The 15,909-nt window shown below is 73.0% G+C and carries 13 protein-coding genes and 1 pseudogene; 11 read left to right on the top strand and 3 right to left on the bottom strand.

What is annotated here, in order from left to right; all coding sequences use genetic code 11:
* Position 1 precedes the first annotated feature (1 nt).
* On the bottom strand, positions 2-982 hold the full coding sequence (locus ACGF3H_RS13120) for an ATP-binding protein (RefSeq protein WP_362490167.1): 981 nt from the start codon (positions 980-982) through the stop codon (positions 2-4).
* A gap of 110 nt (positions 983-1,092) precedes the next feature.
* Between ACGF3H_RS13120 and ACGF3H_RS13125 the strand changes: the two genes are divergently transcribed.
* The gene (locus ACGF3H_RS13125) at positions 1,093-1,917 is read left to right on the top strand and encodes an oxidoreductase (protein ID WP_362490170.1); all 825 of its coding nucleotides are present in this window, start codon (positions 1,093-1,095) and stop codon (positions 1,915-1,917) included.
* A gap of 339 nt (positions 1,918-2,256) precedes the next feature.
* On the opposite strand, the gene ACGF3H_RS13130 is transcribed toward ACGF3H_RS13125, so the two are convergent.
* The gene (locus ACGF3H_RS13130) at positions 2,257-3,090 is read right to left on the bottom strand and encodes an HAD family hydrolase (protein WP_362490173.1); all 834 of its coding nucleotides are present in this window, start codon (positions 3,088-3,090) and stop codon (positions 2,257-2,259) included.
* 586 nt (positions 3,091-3,676) lie between these two features.
* Between ACGF3H_RS13130 and ssd the strand changes: the two genes are divergently transcribed.
* The 7 genes and pseudogenes from ssd (at position 3,677) to ACGF3H_RS13165 (ending at position 9,536) form a co-directional block, all read left to right on the top strand.
* Complete coding sequence (gene ssd, locus ACGF3H_RS13135; RefSeq protein ID WP_362490176.1) at positions 3,677-4,804, top strand: septum site-determining protein Ssd; 1,128 nt, start codon at positions 3,677-3,679, stop codon at positions 4,802-4,804.
* A gap of 626 nt (positions 4,805-5,430) precedes the next feature.
* Positions 5,431-6,639 (top strand): TadA family conjugal transfer-associated ATPase, encoded by a 1,209-nt coding sequence (locus ACGF3H_RS13140; RefSeq protein ID WP_362490178.1) that lies wholly within the window; start codon positions 5,431-5,433, stop codon positions 6,637-6,639.
* On the top strand, positions 6,623-7,495 hold the full coding sequence (locus tag ACGF3H_RS13145; protein WP_362490180.1) for a type II secretion system F family protein: 873 nt from the start codon (positions 6,623-6,625) through the stop codon (positions 7,493-7,495). The genes ACGF3H_RS13140 and ACGF3H_RS13145 overlap by 17 nt, the downstream gene beginning before the upstream one ends.
* The gene (locus tag ACGF3H_RS13150; RefSeq protein WP_362490182.1) at positions 7,492-8,286 is read left to right on the top strand and encodes a type II secretion system F family protein; all 795 of its coding nucleotides are present in this window, start codon (positions 7,492-7,494) and stop codon (positions 8,284-8,286) included. The genes ACGF3H_RS13145 and ACGF3H_RS13150 overlap by 4 nt, the downstream gene beginning before the upstream one ends.
* A gap of 89 nt (positions 8,287-8,375) precedes the next feature.
* Entirely contained in the window at positions 8,376-8,600 is a 225-nt protein-coding gene (locus ACGF3H_RS13155) for a DUF4244 domain-containing protein (RefSeq protein WP_362490185.1), read from the top strand.
* Positions 8,587-8,964 (top strand): annotated as a pseudogene (locus tag ACGF3H_RS13160) (TadE family type IV pilus minor pilin); the annotation flags it as partial. The gene ACGF3H_RS13155 and the pseudogene ACGF3H_RS13160, both read left to right, overlap by 14 nt.
* A gap of 140 nt (positions 8,965-9,104) precedes the next feature.
* Entirely contained in the window at positions 9,105-9,536 is a 432-nt protein-coding gene (locus tag ACGF3H_RS13165) for an Rv3654c family TadE-like protein (RefSeq protein WP_362490187.1), read from the top strand.
* A 21-nt stretch (positions 9,537-9,557) separates the two neighbouring features.
* On the opposite strand, the gene ACGF3H_RS13170 is transcribed toward ACGF3H_RS13165, so the two are convergent.
* Positions 9,558-12,068, bottom strand: a complete 2,511-nt coding sequence (locus ACGF3H_RS13170; RefSeq protein ID WP_362490190.1) for a DEAD/DEAH box helicase — start codon at positions 12,066-12,068, stop codon at positions 9,558-9,560.
* 82 nt (positions 12,069-12,150) lie between these two features.
* Between ACGF3H_RS13170 and bldG the strand changes: the two genes are divergently transcribed.
* The 3 genes from bldG to ACGF3H_RS13185 all read left to right on the top strand — a co-directional run bounded on the left by bldG (position 12,151) and on the right by ACGF3H_RS13185 (position 15,720).
* A complete protein-coding gene (gene bldG / locus ACGF3H_RS13175; RefSeq protein WP_003975386.1) occupies positions 12,151-12,492 on the top strand; it encodes an anti-sigma factor antagonist BldG in 342 nt (113 codons plus the stop codon).
* A gap of 102 nt (positions 12,493-12,594) precedes the next feature.
* Entirely contained in the window at positions 12,595-13,026 is a 432-nt protein-coding gene (locus ACGF3H_RS13180; protein ID WP_362490191.1) for an ATP-binding protein, read from the top strand.
* A gap of 288 nt (positions 13,027-13,314) precedes the next feature.
* Positions 13,315-15,720 carry a sodium-translocating pyrophosphatase gene (locus ACGF3H_RS13185; RefSeq protein ID WP_362490193.1) on the top strand — a complete coding sequence of 802 codons (2,406 nt, stop codon included), beginning with the start codon at positions 13,315-13,317 and terminating at the stop codon, positions 15,718-15,720.
* Positions 15,721-15,909 lie beyond the last annotated feature (189 nt).

Genomic DNA, 15,909 nt, shown 5'->3' on the forward strand with positions numbered 1-15,909 from the left:
ATCACACCGGGGCGACGGCCTCCTCGCCGAGGACGAACCCGGGGTCGACCTGCGCGGCGAGGTCGGCCCCGGTCCGCTCGTTGCCCCAGCCCCGGGCGTTCTTCACGTGGAAGTGCACCATCTGCCGCGTGTAACGCTTCCAGTCCCGCTGCTCGTACGCCGCGTCCGCGGCCGTGTGCAACGCCCGCAGCGCCCGGCGGTTGGCGTCCTCCAGCAGCGCGAACCGGGGCGGCCGGCCCTTCTCCATGGCGCGCACCCAGTCCGAGTGGCCGACGGTCGTCAGCAGGTCGTCCCCGACCTCGTCGCGCAGGAAGTCGAGGTCGTCCTGCCCCTGCACCTTGTTGCCGACGACCTTCAGGGCGACGCCGAAGTCGCGGGCGTACTCCTTGTACTGGCGGTAGACGGAGACCCCCTTGCGGGTCGGTTCGGCGACGAGGAAGGTGACGTCGAAGCGGGTGAACATGCCGGAGGCGAACGAGTCCGAGCCCGCCGTCATGTCCACCACGACGTATTCGTCACGGCCGTCGACCAGGTGGTTCAGGCACAGCTCCACCGCTCCGGTCTTCGAGTGGTAGCAGGCGACCCCCAGGTCGGCCTCGGTGAAGGGCCCGGTGACCATCAGACGGACGGTGTCGCCGTCGAGTTCCACCGGCCGGGCGCAGGCCTCGTAGACCGGGTTCTCCTCGCGCACGCGCAACAGCCGTGAGCCCTCGCCGGGCGGCGTCGTCTTGATCATCGCGTCGGCGGAGGTGATGCGGGGGTTGGTGCCGCGCAGGTGCTCCTTGATCAGCGGCAGGTGGTCGCCCATCGCCGGCAGCGCGGCCGCGTCCGCCTCGTCGAGGCCCAGCGCGGCCCCCAGGTGCTGGTTGATGTCGGCGTCGATCGCGACGACGGGCGCGCCGGTGGCGGCGAGATGGCGGATGAACAGGGAGGACAGGGTGGTCTTGCCGCTGCCGCCCTTCCCGACGAAAGCAATTTTCATGTTCACGAAGCGTAGTGGAACGGTAGCTGTACGTGGCACGGGAGCCTGAGGCGAGTGAAGAAGACCACTCGTTCGTGGGGTGTGGCGTCCGGGTGCGTAGGGTCGTACCCATGAGTACGACAGGCGCGACCGCCGATCCGCTCGCGGCCCTGGGCTCGCTGCCCGGCGTGGCCGAGACCGTGGAGTCCGTACGCAAGGCCGTGGACCGGGTCTACGGTCACCGGATCATGCGGCGACGCAGCAACGAGATCACGTCCGAGGCGGCGCTGCGCGGCGCCCGGGGTTCCGCGGCGCTGTCCGGCGCGGACTGGGCGCTGGAGGAGGTGCGCCGGCGGACCGACTTCAGTGGCGAGGCCGAGGCGCGCACGGTGGGCGCGGCCCTGCGGCTGACCGCGGAGGCGGGCCAGCTGCTCTCCATCTGGCGTCAGTCCCCGCTGCGGGTGCTGGCCCGGCTGCACCTGGTGGCGGCCGCGGACAAGGCCGATCAGGTGGGACGACCGCGCCAGGAGGGCGAGCCGGTGGACGAACCGCTCGTCGAACTGCCGCTGCCGAGTGCCGCGGAGGCGCACGGCCGTCTGGACGGTCTGGCCGAACTGGTGAGCGCCGGGAGTACCGCGCCGGCGCTGGTGACCGCCGCCGTCGTGCACGGGGAACTGATGGCCCTGCGCCCCTTCGCTTCGCACAACGGCCTGGTCGCGCGGGCGGCGGAGCGGATCGTCCTGGTCGGCAGCGGTCTGGACCCGAAGTCGGTCTGCGCCGCCGAGGTCGGACACGCCGAGCTGGGCCGCGCGGCCTATGTGGCGGCCCTCGACGGCTACGTCTCCGGCACCCCCGAGGGCATGGCCGCCTGGATCGCGCACTGCGGCGCGGCGGTGGAGCTGGGCGCGCGCGAGTCGACGGCGGTGTGCGAGGCGCTCCAGCGCGGAGCGGCGTGAGCCGACGTCCGGGCGCGGCGCAGCAGTAATGCGGCGGTACGAGAATTCGTACCGCCGCTGGCATGCTCACCGCGTTACCAAGCGTCCTCGAAATATGCCCATCAGGTCGGGACTTTGCCCGTCACCTGGTGCGGCTGGCCCGTAATCGACGGGTCGACGTCGCGTGGGTGCCCGGCGTTCATGCTCGGTCCGTGGGGCCAAATGCGTTCTTAAGGTGATCCTTTCGGATGTCCTTGGTCTCGCGGGCCGTTGAGTCCTTTGTACTCCGGACCGGGGACAAGTGGAAGCCCTCCCCGCACTTCTTTACTTCTGTGGTCAGACACGGGTGAAAGGTTCGGATCAGGCCACTGCCGTGCGGCGCCGGCTCGCGTACCAGACGAGGCCCGCGGTGGCCGCCGCGGCACCTATCGCGGCGGCGGCGACGAGTGCCGGACGCGGCGGTACGGCGAAGCCGGGAATCCGCTGCTTGAGCCGCACGGGCCGGTGGAAGTCGAGAATCGGCCATGCGCGCGCGAGCGCCTCACGCCGCAGGGCGCGGTCCGGGTTGACGGCGTGCGGGTGGCCGACTGCCGCCAGCATCGGCAGGTCGGTGGCCGAGTCGCTGTACGCGTAGCAGCGGGCGAGGTCGTACCCCTCGGACGCGGCCAGCTCGCGGATCGCCTCGGCCTTGGTCGGGCCGTAGGCGTAGTACTCCACCTCCCCGGTGAAGCAGCCGTCGTCGCCCACGACCATGCGGGTCGCCACCACCCGGTCCGCTCCCAGCAGCTCGCCGATGGGTTCGACGACCTCGGCGCCCGACGTGGAGACGATGACGACGTCACGGCCGGCGGTGTGGTGCTCCTCGATCAGGGACGCGGCCTCGTCGTAGATGATCGGGTCGACCAGGTCGTGCAGCGTCTCGGCGACGATCTCCTTGACCAGCTGGACGTTCCAGCCCCGGCAGAGCGCGGACAGGTACTCGCGCATCCGCTCCATCTGGTCGTGGTCGGCGCCGCCCGCGAGGAAGACGAACTGGGTATAGGCGGTACGCAGCGCGGCCCTGCGGTTGATCAGCCCGCCTTGGTAGAACGACTTGCTGAAGGTGAGTGTGCTTGACTTCGCAATGACCGTCTTGTCCAGGTCGAAGAAGGCCGCGGTACGGGGCGAGGAGTGGTTTTCCACGACCCCGAGCATAGGGGCAGCCCATTCGGCGTAAGGTGTGGCGTGTGGGTTTGCCTGAGAAGGCTCTCGGGTACACCATGGAAGTCACGGATCGTTCGCGACCGTGCTAACCCGGTCCGACTCCTCCCCCCCCGAGTCGGCCGTGGAGACGACCCCCGCTCTCCCCCCCGGCGGGGGTCGTCGCATGTCCGGGTGCGTTTCCCCTTCTGTCGCAGGCGCGATCGGCGCGCTCGCTCTGCATGCGGCGAGTCTCTTGTCATGCTCATGATTGTTGACTGTGTGTAGTTGATGGGCTGCTCTGCGGGAGTCGCACTTCGGGGCGGAGTGGGGCGGCTCCGGGCTCACCGGTATGGGTGACGGAGATATTCACAGCCCTCGGCTTGTCCACAGTTATCGACCAAGATCCACACAATTTCACGGTCCGCTGCACGGTGATTCCACGCGTTCGGGCCGCACCGCTCATGACCGGTTCGTTTTGCCGGGCGCATATGGCCGGTCGCCGGCGAGGCGACGCACGGGACGCACCGAATCGGCCGCACCGAATCAGACGCAGCGCAGCAGACGCAGCGCAGCAGACCCGATGAAGGGGGACGCAGGAATGACCGGGACCGTCACACATGGACCGCCGCCGGCAGCCGGTGGGAGGCAGAGCGGCCCACTGATCGTCACCGAGGACACCGAGCTCCTGGACGACCTGCTGCGCCTGTGCGCGGCGGCCGGCGCCACACCCGAGGTGCATCACTCGGTGCCCGGGAAGCCCTCGGCGTCCGGGCAGCGCGGCAGCTGGGAGGCGGCGCCGCTCGTCCTGGTGGGCGACGACGCCGCACGGCGCGTACGCGGGGCCGCGCGCAGACGAGGCGTGGTGCTGGTCGGCCGCGACCAGGACGACTCCGGGGTCTGGCAGAGGGCCGTCGAGATCGGCGCCGACCACGTCCTGATGCTGCCCGACGGTGAACAGTGGCTGGTCGACCGCATCGCCGACGTTGCGGAGGGTGCCGGACGGCCCGCCCTCACCGTCGGTGTCATCGGCGGGCGCGGCGGTGCCGGAGCGTCCACCCTGGCCTGCGCGCTCGCCGTCACCTCGGCGCACCAGGGTCTGCGCAGCCTGCTGGTGGACGCCGACCCGCTGGGCGGCGGACTGGACGTCCTGCTCGGCGGTGAGACGGCCGAAGGACTCAGGTGGCCCGCGTTCGCCGCCTCCCGCGGACGGGTCGGCGGCGGCGCCCTGGAGGAGTCGCTGCCCGAACTCCACTCGCTGCGCGTGCTGAGCTGGGACCGCGGGGACTGCGTCGCCGTCCCGGCCCCAGCGGTGCGGGCGGTCCTCGCCGCGGCGCGGCGCAGGGGCGGCACGGTCGTCGTCGATCTGCCGCGCCGGATCGACGACGGGGTCGCCGAGGCCCTCGCCCAGATCGACGTCGGACTCCTCGTCGTCCCGGCCGAGCTGCGCGCGGTCGCGGCGGCCGGGCGGGTGGCCTCCGCGGTCGGCATGGTCCTGCGCGACCTGCGGGTCGCGGTGCGGGGCCCGTACGCGCCGGGGCTCGACGACCGGGAGGTGGCCCGGCTGCTCGGGCTGCCACTGGTCGGCGACGTGCCCGTCGAGTCCGGGCTGCTGCGGGCGACGGAGGGCAGGCGGCCACCGGGCGCCGCCGGCCGCGGGCCACTGGCGCGCTTCTGCCGGGAGTTCTGGGAGCGGGCGCTGGCGGCGGAGACGGGCGGTGCGGCATGAGGACGCCGGTGCACGCCGAAGACGCGATGCGTGAGGGCCTGCCGGCCGGGGCGGTGGTGCTGAAGGCGGCCAAGGGAGCGGTGGCCGGGCCGTCCGGCGAGGCGGGGTTTCGAGAGACCGGTGAGACAGGGCCCCGGGAGCCCGGTGGGACAGGGCTCCGGGGGTCGGGTGAGGCGGGGCGCCCGGGGGCGTTCAGGCGGCCCGCGTGGGCGGCGACGGGAGTGGGCCGTCCGGGGCGGTCCGTGGGGGCGGTCGTCGGGTCGTGCGCGAGGGGGCCGGCCGGGGCGGCCATGGGGGGCGCGGCGGAGTCGTCCGCGGGAGCGGCGGCCCCTCGAAAGGGCACCGGGTCCGCCTCGGGAGCAGGTCCAAGGGTTCCGAGGGCGTTTTCGGCGCCGCGGTCAGTGCCCGCGCCGGTCTCCCGAGCAGGCGCGGGGCCTGCCTCGGGAGCAGGTCCAGGGGCTCCGAGGGCGTTTCCGGCCCCGGCGTCGGTGCCCGCGTCGGTCTCCCGAGCAGGCGCGGGGCCTGCCCGGGAAGCAGGTGCACGGGCTTCAGGGGCGTTTCCGGTCCCGGCATCCGCACCCACGCCCGGGCGGGCTCCCGCTGCGACTCTCGGGGGCGGCTCCGGGGTGGCCCCGGGGTCCGCCTCGGAGCTGCTCGACGGTGTGCGGAGGTGGCTCGCCGAGAGCGGTGCGGAGCCGACCCCCGCGCGCGTGGCGCAGGCACTGCGGGAGCAGGGGCGAGTCCTGGGCGACGCGGAGGTCCTCGGTGCCGCCGAGCAGTTGCGGTCCGAGCTCGTCGGCAGCGGACCGCTGGAACCGCTGCTCGCGGATCCGTCGGTGACCGACGTACTCGTGTCCGCGCCGGACCGGGTCTGGGTGGACCGGGGCAGCGGCCTGGAGCTCACGCCGGTCGCCTTCGCGGACGCCGGAGCGGTGCGGCGGCTCGCACAGCGCCTCGCCGCCGTCGCCGGACGCCGGCTCGACGACGCCCGTCCGTGGGTGGACGCCCGGCTGCCCGACGGCACCCGGCTGCACGCCGTGCTGCCCCCGGTCGCCGTCGGCTGCACCTGTCTGTCGCTGCGGGTCGTGCGACCACGTGCCTTCACGCTCGACGAGCTGGTGGCGGCGGGCACCGTGCCGCCCGGCGGGGACCGAGTGCTGCGGGCGCTCCTGCGGGCCCGGCTGTCCTTCCTCGTCAGCGGTGGCACCGGCAGCGGCAAGACGACGCTGCTGAGCGCGTTGCTGGGGCTCGTCGGACCGGGTGAACGGATCGTGCTCGCCGAGGACTCGGCGGAGCTGCGGCCGGACCATCCGCACGTCGTCCGGCTGGAGGCCAGACCCGCCAACCAGGAGGGCGCGGGCCTGGTCAGCCTGGAGAACCTGGTGCGGCAGGCCCTGCGGATGCGGCCGGACCGGCTCGTCGTCGGAGAGGTGCGCGGCCCCGAAGTGGTCCATCTGCTCGCCGCGTTGAACACCGGACACGAAGGCGGGTGCGGGACCGTGCACGCCAACGCCGCCGCCGACGTGCCCGCCCGGCTGGAGGCGCTCGGCACCGCCGCGGGGCTGGACCGGGCCGCCCTGCACAGCCAGCTGGCGGCAGCTCTGTCGGTCGTCCTGCACCTGGCGCGGGACCGGGCGGGACGGCGGCGGATCGCCGAGGTGCACGTGCTGGAACGGGACCCGTCGGGCCTGGTGCGGACGGTTCCGGCGCTGCGGTGGGGCCATGAGGCGTTCGTGGCGGAGCGCGGTTGGGAGCGACTGCGGGAGCTGCTGCTCGGTGAAGGACTCGGAGCACGGCCCGTGGGAGGGAGGCGAACAGGTGACGAGCACGGATGAACTGACGGCGGCCGCTGCCCTGGCGTGTCTGGGCGCGGGGACGTGGCTGACGGTCGGATGGTACGCGGGAGCGCGGCGTGCGCGGGTGCTGCTGGCGGGGGACGGGGCGGTCGCGGCCGGGCCGCCCGTGCCGCGCCGGGCGATCGACGGGCTGCGGCAGGTACGCCGTCGGCTGCGGGGCGAGTGGTGGTCCCTGGCGGCCGGGCTGGTGCTGGCGGTACTGGGTGCCTCGGTGCTCCCGGTCGTCGCGGGGGCGGCCGGGGTGCCGGTGCTGCGGCGGGTGCGGCTGGCCGGTCGGGCACGGCGGGACCGGGAGCACCGGCAGGACGCGGTGATCGGACTGTGCGGCGCGCTCGCGGGCGAGGTCCGGGCAGGAAGGCAGCCGGGCGAGGCCCTGCTCTGCGCGGCCCACGACTCCGGCGGACTCGGTGACGCGCAGGCGGCGGTACTGGCGGCGGCCAGGTTCGGCGGCGACGTCCCGGCCGCGCTCGCGGCGGCGTCACGCCGACCGGGTGCCGACGGGCTGCGGGGCCTCGCGGCCTGCTGGCGGGTGGCCGTCGACCAGGGCGCCGGGCTCGCGGCGGGGCTCGAGCGGCTGGAGGGGGCCCTGCGGGCCGAGCGTGACCAGCGGGCCGACCTGCGCGCCCAGTTGGCGGGTGCCCGCGCCACGGCGGTGATGCTCGCCGGCCTGCCGGTGCTGGGCCTCCTGCTCGGTGTCGCTCTCGGCTCCGACCCGCTGCACGTGCTGCTGCACACCGCGGGAGGACTCGGCTGTCTGCTGGCCGGAGCGGTGCTGGAGGGCCTCGGCGTGTGGTGGGTGGCCCGGATCGTGCGGAGTGCGGAGGCGGCGGCGTGAACGGGGACGTTGTCCACAGGCTGGGGGCAGTGCTGGGGACGGCGCTGGTCCTCGGGTGGCTGGTGGGCGGGGCCGCAGCCGCGCGGCGCAGGCGGACGGTGCGGAAGCGGCTCGCGGCGCTGCTGGTCCCGTCGCCGGCCCGGGCCGGTCCGCGGCGCGGCGAGGTGCTGGCCACCGCGCGCGCATGGCTGCCCCTGGCGGGAACGGCGGGCGCCGGGTGGGCCCTGGTGGGCGGCGTCATCGGCGCCGTGGTGGGGCTGGCCGCGGCGGTGGCGCTGTGGTGGTGGCACACGAAGCGGCCGGCCACCGGGTCGGCCGTGGAGGAGACCGTCGCCGTGGAGGCCGCCCGTCAACTGCCCCTGGCCGCGGATCTGCTGGCGGCCTGTGTCGCGGCGGGCGCCGGCCCGGTGATCGCGGCCCAGGCCGTGGGCGACGCCCTCGGCGGGCCCGTCGGGGACGCGCTGGTGCGCGGCGCCGCGGAAGTCCGGCTCGGCGGCGAGCCGGGCGGTGCGTGGCGCGGGCTTGCCGCACTGCCGGACGCCGGGCCACTGGCGCGACTGCTGGAACGCGCCGACGTGTCCGGGATGCCCGCCGCCGGACCGGTCGCCCGCCTCGCCGCCCAGGCCCGCGCCGACCGGGCGCGCGCCACGACCGTCCGTGCCCGCCGGGCGGCCGTCATGGTCACCGCGCCGGTGGGCCTGTGCTTCCTGCCCGCGTTCGTCGCGGTGGGCGTACTGCCGGTGGTGATCGGCCTGGCGGGCGGAGTGCTGGGCGGAGGAGGTGGTGGCTGACGGAGCGGAGCGGAACGGCGCGGAGCCGGCGAGCGAGTGGACGACGGACGAGCGAGTGAATGACGGAACCGAACCTCACGGGGGTTGTGATGAGTCGATTGGTACGGGCACGGCGTGCCCTGGTGCGCGGGATGCGTGCGGTGTGGCGGCAGGCCGCGGCGCGGCGGGACGCGGGAATGGTCACTTCCGAGTACGCCATGGGCATCGTCGCGGCGGTGGCGTTCGCCGTGGTGCTCTACAAGGTGGTGACGAGCGGGGCGGTCAGCGCGGAGCTCCAGGGCATCGTGAAGAAGGCCCTCGATGCACGGATGTGAGCGGTCGGCGGGGCGGGGAGCCCGCAGGAGTGCCGACGGTGGGTTCGTGACGGCGGAGACCGCCGTGGTGCTGCCGGTGCTGGTGGTGTTCGCGACGGCGCTGGTGTGGGGTCTGCTCGCCGTGGCCGCTCAGATCCAGTGCGCGGACGCGGCCCGCACGGGGGCTCGCGCGGCGGCCCGTCAGGACCCGGCCGGCGCGGTCGTGCAGGTCGCCCGGGAAGCGGCGCCGGACGGCGCGCGGGTCACCGTGGCCCGGGAGGCGGACCGCGTCCGCGTGGTGGTCGTGGCCGCACCGCCGCTCCTGCACGGCCTGCCCTTCGAAGTTCGGGAGGAGGCCGTGGCCTCGGTGGAGCAGGCGGTGGGCCCGGCCGTGGGCCGCCCGGGTGATCCGACGGTGGGTCCGGCAACAGATCCGGCAGTGGATGCGCCAGGGGATCGGGCAGGAGGTCGGGCCCCGGGCCGGACGGCCGGCGTGTCGGTGGCGGAAGCGGCGGGGGCGGGGCCGTGAGGGGCGTGCCCTGGTGCCGCAGGGCGACCGGCCGGGGCGCTCCCGGTGGGGCCGACCGGGGGTCCGCCACCGTCTGGAGTGTCGGTGCGATCGCCGTCCTGGGCCTGGTGTTCGGCGTCGTGCTGGCGTCGGGGCAGGCCGTCGTGGCCCGGCATCGCGCGGCCGGCGGGGCCGACCTCGCGGCGCTGGCGGCGGCCGACCACTGGTCGCTCGGCACTACGGCGGCCTGCGCCCAGGCGGACCGGATCGCGCGGGCCCAGGGCACGCGGCTGGTGCGGTGCGTACTCGCCGGCCAGGTCTCGGACGTGACGGCGACGTCGGGCCGGGGGCCCTTCAGAGCGGAGGTCCGGGCCCGGGCCGGCCCCGCGGGGGCGGACCCGGCGGGGGCGGACCAGGCCGCCGGGACGAGACGGGACGTGCGGAGGTGAGCCGCGCCGGAGGCGCAGCGTCTACGGCGCCTCCGGAGCGGTCTCCGCCCCCGGTGCGGTCTCCGCCCCCGGTGCGGTCTCCGCCTTCGCCGCTCCCCGCAGCAGCACCGCGAGCAGTCGTACGGCTCCCCTCTTGTGCAGCGGATCGTTGCCGTTGCCGCACTTGGGAGACTGGATGCAGGACGGGCAGCCGGCCTCGCACTCGCAGGACGCGATGGCCTCCCGGGTGGCCGAGAGCCAGGCCCGGGCCGTGTGGAAGGCGCGCTCGGCGAAGCCCGCACCACCCGGATGGCCGTCGTACACGAAGACCGTCGGCAGCAGCGTGTCCGGGTGCAGCGGCACCGACACACCGCCGATGTCCCAGCGGTCGCAGGTGGCGAACAGGGGCAGCATGCCGATCGACGCGTGTTCGGCGGCGTGCAGGGCGCCGCCGAGGATCTCCGGGTTGATCCGGGCCTCGTCCAGCTGGTCCTCGGTGACCGTCCACCACACCGCTCGTGTGCGCAGGGTCCGGGGAGGGAGGTCGAGCTTCGTCTCGCCCAGGACTTCGCCGGTGATCAGGCGCCGGCGCAGGAAGGAGACCACTTGGTTGGTGACCTCGACCGAGCCCAGGCAGAGGCGTCCGTCGCCCCACGGGACCTCGAGGTCGGTCTGGAGGACGGAGATCGACGTCGTGTCGCGGGCCACCGTCGAGTACGACGGCGTGGCCTGCTCGACGAGGGCGACGGAGTCCTCCAGGTCCAGGGAGCGCACGAGGTACGTGCGGCCCTGGTGGAGGTGGACGGCACCCTCGTGGACGGTCGTGTGGGCGGCACCGGCGTCGACCGTGCCCAGCAGCCGTCCCGTCCCGGCCTCGACGACCTGGACCGGACGTCCGCCCTCTCCGCGGATGTCGGTCAGGTCGGCGGCCCGCTCCCGGCGCGTCCAGTGCCAGGCCCGGGTCCGCCGGCGCAGCAGCTTCGCCGCCTCCAGCTGGGGGAGCAGCTCCTCGCAGGCGGGGCCGAAGAGCTTCAGGTCGTCCTCCGTCAGGGGCAGCTCGGCCGCGGCGGCGCACAGGTGGGGGGCGAGGACGTACGGATTGTCGGGGTCCAGGACCGTGGACTCCACCGGCTGGTCGAACAGGGCCTCCGGATGATGGACGAGGAAGGTGTCCAGCGGGTCGTCCCGGGCGACCAGCACGGCCAGCGCCCCCTGCCCGGACCGGCCCGCCCGCCCGGCCTGCTGCCACAGCGACGCCCGCGTGCCCGGATAGCCGGCGATGACCACGGCGTCCAGACCGGAGATGTCGACGCCGAGTTCCAGGGCGTTCGTCGCCGCGAGGCCGAGCAGTTCGCCCGAGTGCAGGGCGCGTTCCAGGGCACGGCGCTCCTCGGGGAGGTAGCCGCCGCGGTAGGCCGCCACCCGCCGGGTCAGTGACCGGTCGACCTCGGACAGGCGCTCCTGGGCGATCACCGAGATCAGCTCGGCGCCGCGCCGGGAGCGGACGAAGGTGATCGAGCGCATGCCCTGCACGGTGAGGTCGGTGAGCAGGTCGGCGGCCTCGGCGGTGGCGGTGCGGCGGACGGGCGCGCCCTTCTCGCCCTCCAGTTCGGTCAGCGGGGGTTCCCAGAGGGCGAACACCAGCTCACCGCGCGGTGAGGCGTCGTCGGCGACCTCGACCACCGGCAGCCCGGTGAGCCGGCGGGCCGCCACCGAGGGTTCGGCCGCGGTGGCGGAGGCCAGCAGGAACACGGGCGACGCGCCGTAGCGGGCACACAGCCGGCGCAGTCTGCGCAGCACCTGGGCGACGTGCGAGCCGAAGACGCCGCGGTAGGTGTGGCACTCGTCGATGACGACGTACTTCAGCGACTTCAGGAAGGAGGACCAGCGGGAGTGGGACGGCAGGATCCCGCGGTGCAGCATGTCCGGGTTGGTGAGGACGTAGGTGGCGTACTGGCGGATCCACTCCCGTTCCTCGAACGGCGTGTCGCCGTCGTACACGGCGGCCCGCACGGATGTGCCCAGCGGCCGTGCGAGTTCCTTCACGGACCGGCACTGATCGGCGGCCAGCGCCTTGGTCGGAGCCAGGTAGAGGGCGGTGGCGCCGCGCCCGTTCGGGGCCTCGGAGCCCTCCAGGAGCGTCGAGAGGACCGGCACCAGATAGGCCAGGGACTTGCCGGAGGCGGTGCCGGTGGCGACGACCACCGACTCGCCGTCCAGAGCGTGTTCCGCCGCCCGTGCCTGGTGGGCCCAGGGGTGTTCGATGCCCGCGGCCCGCACCGCCGCGACGACCTCCGGGCGAATCCGGTCCGGCCAGAGGGCATGACGGCCCGCACGTGGGGGCAAGTGCTCCGTATGAGTGATGCGCGCAGCCCGGCTCGGTCCCGCGGCGAGCCGGTCCAGGACCGTGCCCGGATCCGGCCGGGAGCCGGGCCCCGCCGGGGGTCGATCGGTTCGGTGATTGTCGGCCATCGGCACCGAGTGTGTCACTGGCGTGACGGACAATGGGACCAAGGCGTCGTGCACGCCTGCCGGTAAGTGATTGAATGCCATCGCGGCTGGCGAACCGTCCTGGGGGCTTCAAGCCGAGGTGTCCCGAGGGACGACCGCTCGATAGCAAGGTGCTGGAGGATCCGTGGACCTGTCCCTGTCGACCCGTACCGTCGGCGATCGTACGGTCGTCGAGGTCGGTGGCGAAATTGACGTATACACCGCGCCCAAGCTGCGTGAGCAGCTGGTCGAGCTGGTGAACGACGGGAGTTTCCACCTCGTCGTCGATATGGAGGGCGTGGACTTCCTCGACTCCACCGGGCTCGGCGTGCTGGTCGGCGGACTGAAGCGGGTGCGTGCCCATGAGGGCTCGCTGCGCCTGGTCTGCAACCAGGAGCGCATTCTCAAGATCTTCCGTATCACCGGCCTCACCAAGGTGTTCCCGATTCACACCTCGGTCGAGGAAGCGGTGGCGGCCACCGACTGACGACCGGTCCCGGGCCCTGGGCCCGGGACGACCGAACCAAGGAGGGGCCGGGCTTCGGCGGCCCGGCCCCTCGACAGCACGCCCGTAGTCCGAGGGGGATGCATGGCCACCGTCGAACTCCGCTTCAGCGCGCTGCCCGAGCATGTCCGCACCGCCCGTCTCGTGGCGGCCGCGGTGGCACGCAGGGCCGGAGTGGACGAGGCCGTCCTCGACGAGGTCAGGCTCGCCGTCGGCGAGGCCTGCACCCGGGCAGTGGGCCTGCATCAGCACGGCGGCATCACGGCGCCGGTCAACGTGGCGCTGATCGAGGAGGAGAAGCAGTTCTCCATCGAGGTCGGCGACAAGGCGCCGCACGCCGTGACCGGACCCGGAGCGCCGGACACCGCCGTCGACGAGGCGGAGGCCGAGGAGGACGAGATGGGCCTCGCGGTCATCAGCGGCCTCGTCGACGACGTGGAGGTCTCGGCCGACGAGGACGGCGGACTGATCCGCATGACCTGGCCGACCGCGACCGCGGTGCTGCCGCCGGCCTGACATTTCCGCATCACCCGAAGGGCCCTACCTCGTAGGGCCCTTTGCCATGTGCGGAAGATGCAGGCGATGCCTACAGTGGTCCGAGCGGTAGTGAATTCATTCACGATCCTTTGCACGGAAAAGGATCACCCGAATGGATCACGACTGCAATGCCGGAGGGGCATTACTACGTCCGGGGCCTTTCCGGTTGACAGGTCATTTCTCTTTGTCGTGCACTGTTTTGATCAGGTTCCGGTACCTACAATCCCGTCCACATCTTGAGCTCAGCCCAAGCGTCAAGGAGGACGAATGGCGGAGCTTTCCACCCCTCATCAGTTGGGCGACGCCTCGACCGTCGCCGCCGCCGTACTGACCGACGGAAACCGCGCCCTGATCGCGGTCATCGCGGTCGTCGCGCTGGCCGCGCTGGTGCTCGCGGGAGTCCTGGTGCGCCAGGTGCTCGCGGCGGGCGAGGGAACCGACAGCATGAAAAAGATCGCGGCGGCCGTCCAGGAAGGCGCGAACGCCTATCTGGCCCGGCAGCTGCGCACGCTCGGCGTATTCGCCGTGGTCGTGTTCTTCCTGCTCATGCTGCTGCCCGCGGACGACTGGAGTCAGCGTGCCGGACGATCGGTGTTCTTCCTGATCGGCGCGGCGTTCTCGGCGGCCACCGGCTATATCGGCATGTGGCTCGCCGTGCGCAGCAATGTGCGCGTCGCCGCGGCGGCGCGGGAAGCGACACCGGCCCCGGGCGAACCGGAGAAGGATCTCACCCTCGTCTCGCACAAAGCGATGAAGATCGCCTTTCGCACGGGCGGCGTCGTCGGCATGTTCACGGTGGGACTCGGCCTCCTGGGCGCCTCCTGCGTGGTGCTGGTGTACGCGGCCGACGCGCCGAAGGTGCTGGAGGGCTTCGGCCTCGGAGCCGCGCTGATCGCCATGTTCATGCGGGTCGGCGGCGGCATCTTCACCAAGGCCGCCGACGTCGGCGCCGACCTGGTCGGCAAGGTCGAACAGGGCATTCCGGAGGACGATCCGCGCAATGCCGCGACCATCGCCGACAACGTGGGCGACAACGTCGGCGACTGCGCGGGCATGGCCGCCGACCTCTTCGAGTCGTACGCCGTGACGCTGGTCGCCGCGCTGATCCTCGGCAAGGTGGCCTTCGGCGACTCCGGGCTGGCGTTCCCGCTGCTCGTGCCGGCGATCGGCGTGATCACCGCCATGATCGGCATCTTCGCGGTGGCGCCCCGGCGGTCCGACCGCAGCGGCATGAGCGCGATCAACCGGGGCTTCTTCATCTCCGCGGTGATCTCGCTGGTGCTGGTGGCGGTGGCCGTCTTCGTCTACCTCCCCGGCACCTACGCCGACCTCGACGGCGTCGGCGACGCGGCCATCGCCGCCAAGGACGGCGACCCGCGGATCCTCGCGCTCGTCGCCGTGGCGATCGGCATCGTGCTGGCCGCCCTGATCCAGCAGCTCACCGGCTACTTCACGGAGACCACCCGGCGGCCCGTCAGGGACATCGGGAAGACCTCGCTCACCGGTCCCGCCACCGTCGTCCTGGCCGGCATCTCCATCGGCCTGGAATCCGCCGTCTACACCGCCCTGTTGATCGGCCTCGGCGTCTACGGGGCCTTCCTGCTCGGCGGCACGTCGATCATGCTGGCCCTGTTCGCGGTGGCGCTGGCCGGCACCGGCCTGCTCACCACGGTCGGCGTGATCGTCGCCATGGACACCTTCGGGCCGGTCTCCGACAACGCCCAGGGCATCGCCGAGATGTCCGGCGACGTCGAGGGCGCCGGCGCCCAGGTGCTCACCAACCTGGACGCCGTCGGCAACACCACCAAGGCCATCACCAAGGGCATCGCCATCGCCACGGCCGTCCTCGCGGCCTCCGCGCTGTTCGGTTCGTACCGCGACGCCATCACCACCGGCGCGCGGGACGTGGGCGAGAAACTCAGCGGCGACGGCGCCCCGATGAGCCTGATGATGGACATCTCGCAGCCCAACAACCTCGTCGGGCTGATCGCCGGCGCGGCGGTCGTCTTCCTCTTCTCGGGGCTGGCGATCAACGCGGTGTCGCGGTCGGCGGGGTCGGTGGTCTTCGAGGTGCGCCGGCAGTTCCGGGAGAAGCCCGGGATCATGGACCACACCGAGACACCGGAGTACGGCAAGGTCGTCGACATCTGCACCAGGGACGCCCTGCGCGAACTCGCCACGCCCGGACTGCTCGCGGTGATGGCACCCATCTTCATCGGGTTCACGCTCGGCGTCGGCGCGCTCGGCGCCTTCCTGGCGGGCGCGATCGGCGCGGGCACGCTGATGGCGGTGTTCCTCGCCAACTCCGGCGGAGCCTGGGACAACGCCAAGAAGCTCGTCGAGGACGGCCACCACGGCGGCAAGGGCAGCGACGCCCACGAGGCCACCGTCATCGGCGACACGGTCGGCGACCCCTTCAAGGACACCGCGGGCCCCGCCATCAACCCGCTGCTGAAGGTCATGAACCTGGTGGCACTGCTCATCGCGCCGGCGGTCATCAAGTTCTCCTACGGCGGCGACAGGAGCGTCGGCGTGCGCGTGCTGATCGCTGTCGTCGCGTTCGCCGTCATCGCCGCGGCGGTGTACGTGTCCAAGCGGCGCGGCATCGCGGTGGGTGACGAGGACAACACCGATCAGGAGCCCAAGTCGCCCGATCCGGCGGTCGTTTCGTAGAAATCGTTTCGGACGGCGGGCGGGCGGCCCCGCTCAAGGCACGGGCGGACGACGCGTACTGACGCGTCGTCCGCCCGTGCGGCGTTTCCGCGCGCGCTCACCGTGAGCCTTCTCTCTCTTGGTGCAAATGGCTGCAATACGGTCTTAATGGATGTTCGTCCTGCGAGTGTCCCCCATCCGGCGTGTATG

This window comes from Streptomyces sp. NPDC048185, from assembly GCF_043202495.1.
Taxonomy (GTDB): Bacteria; Actinomycetota; Actinomycetes; order Streptomycetales; family Streptomycetaceae; genus Streptomyces.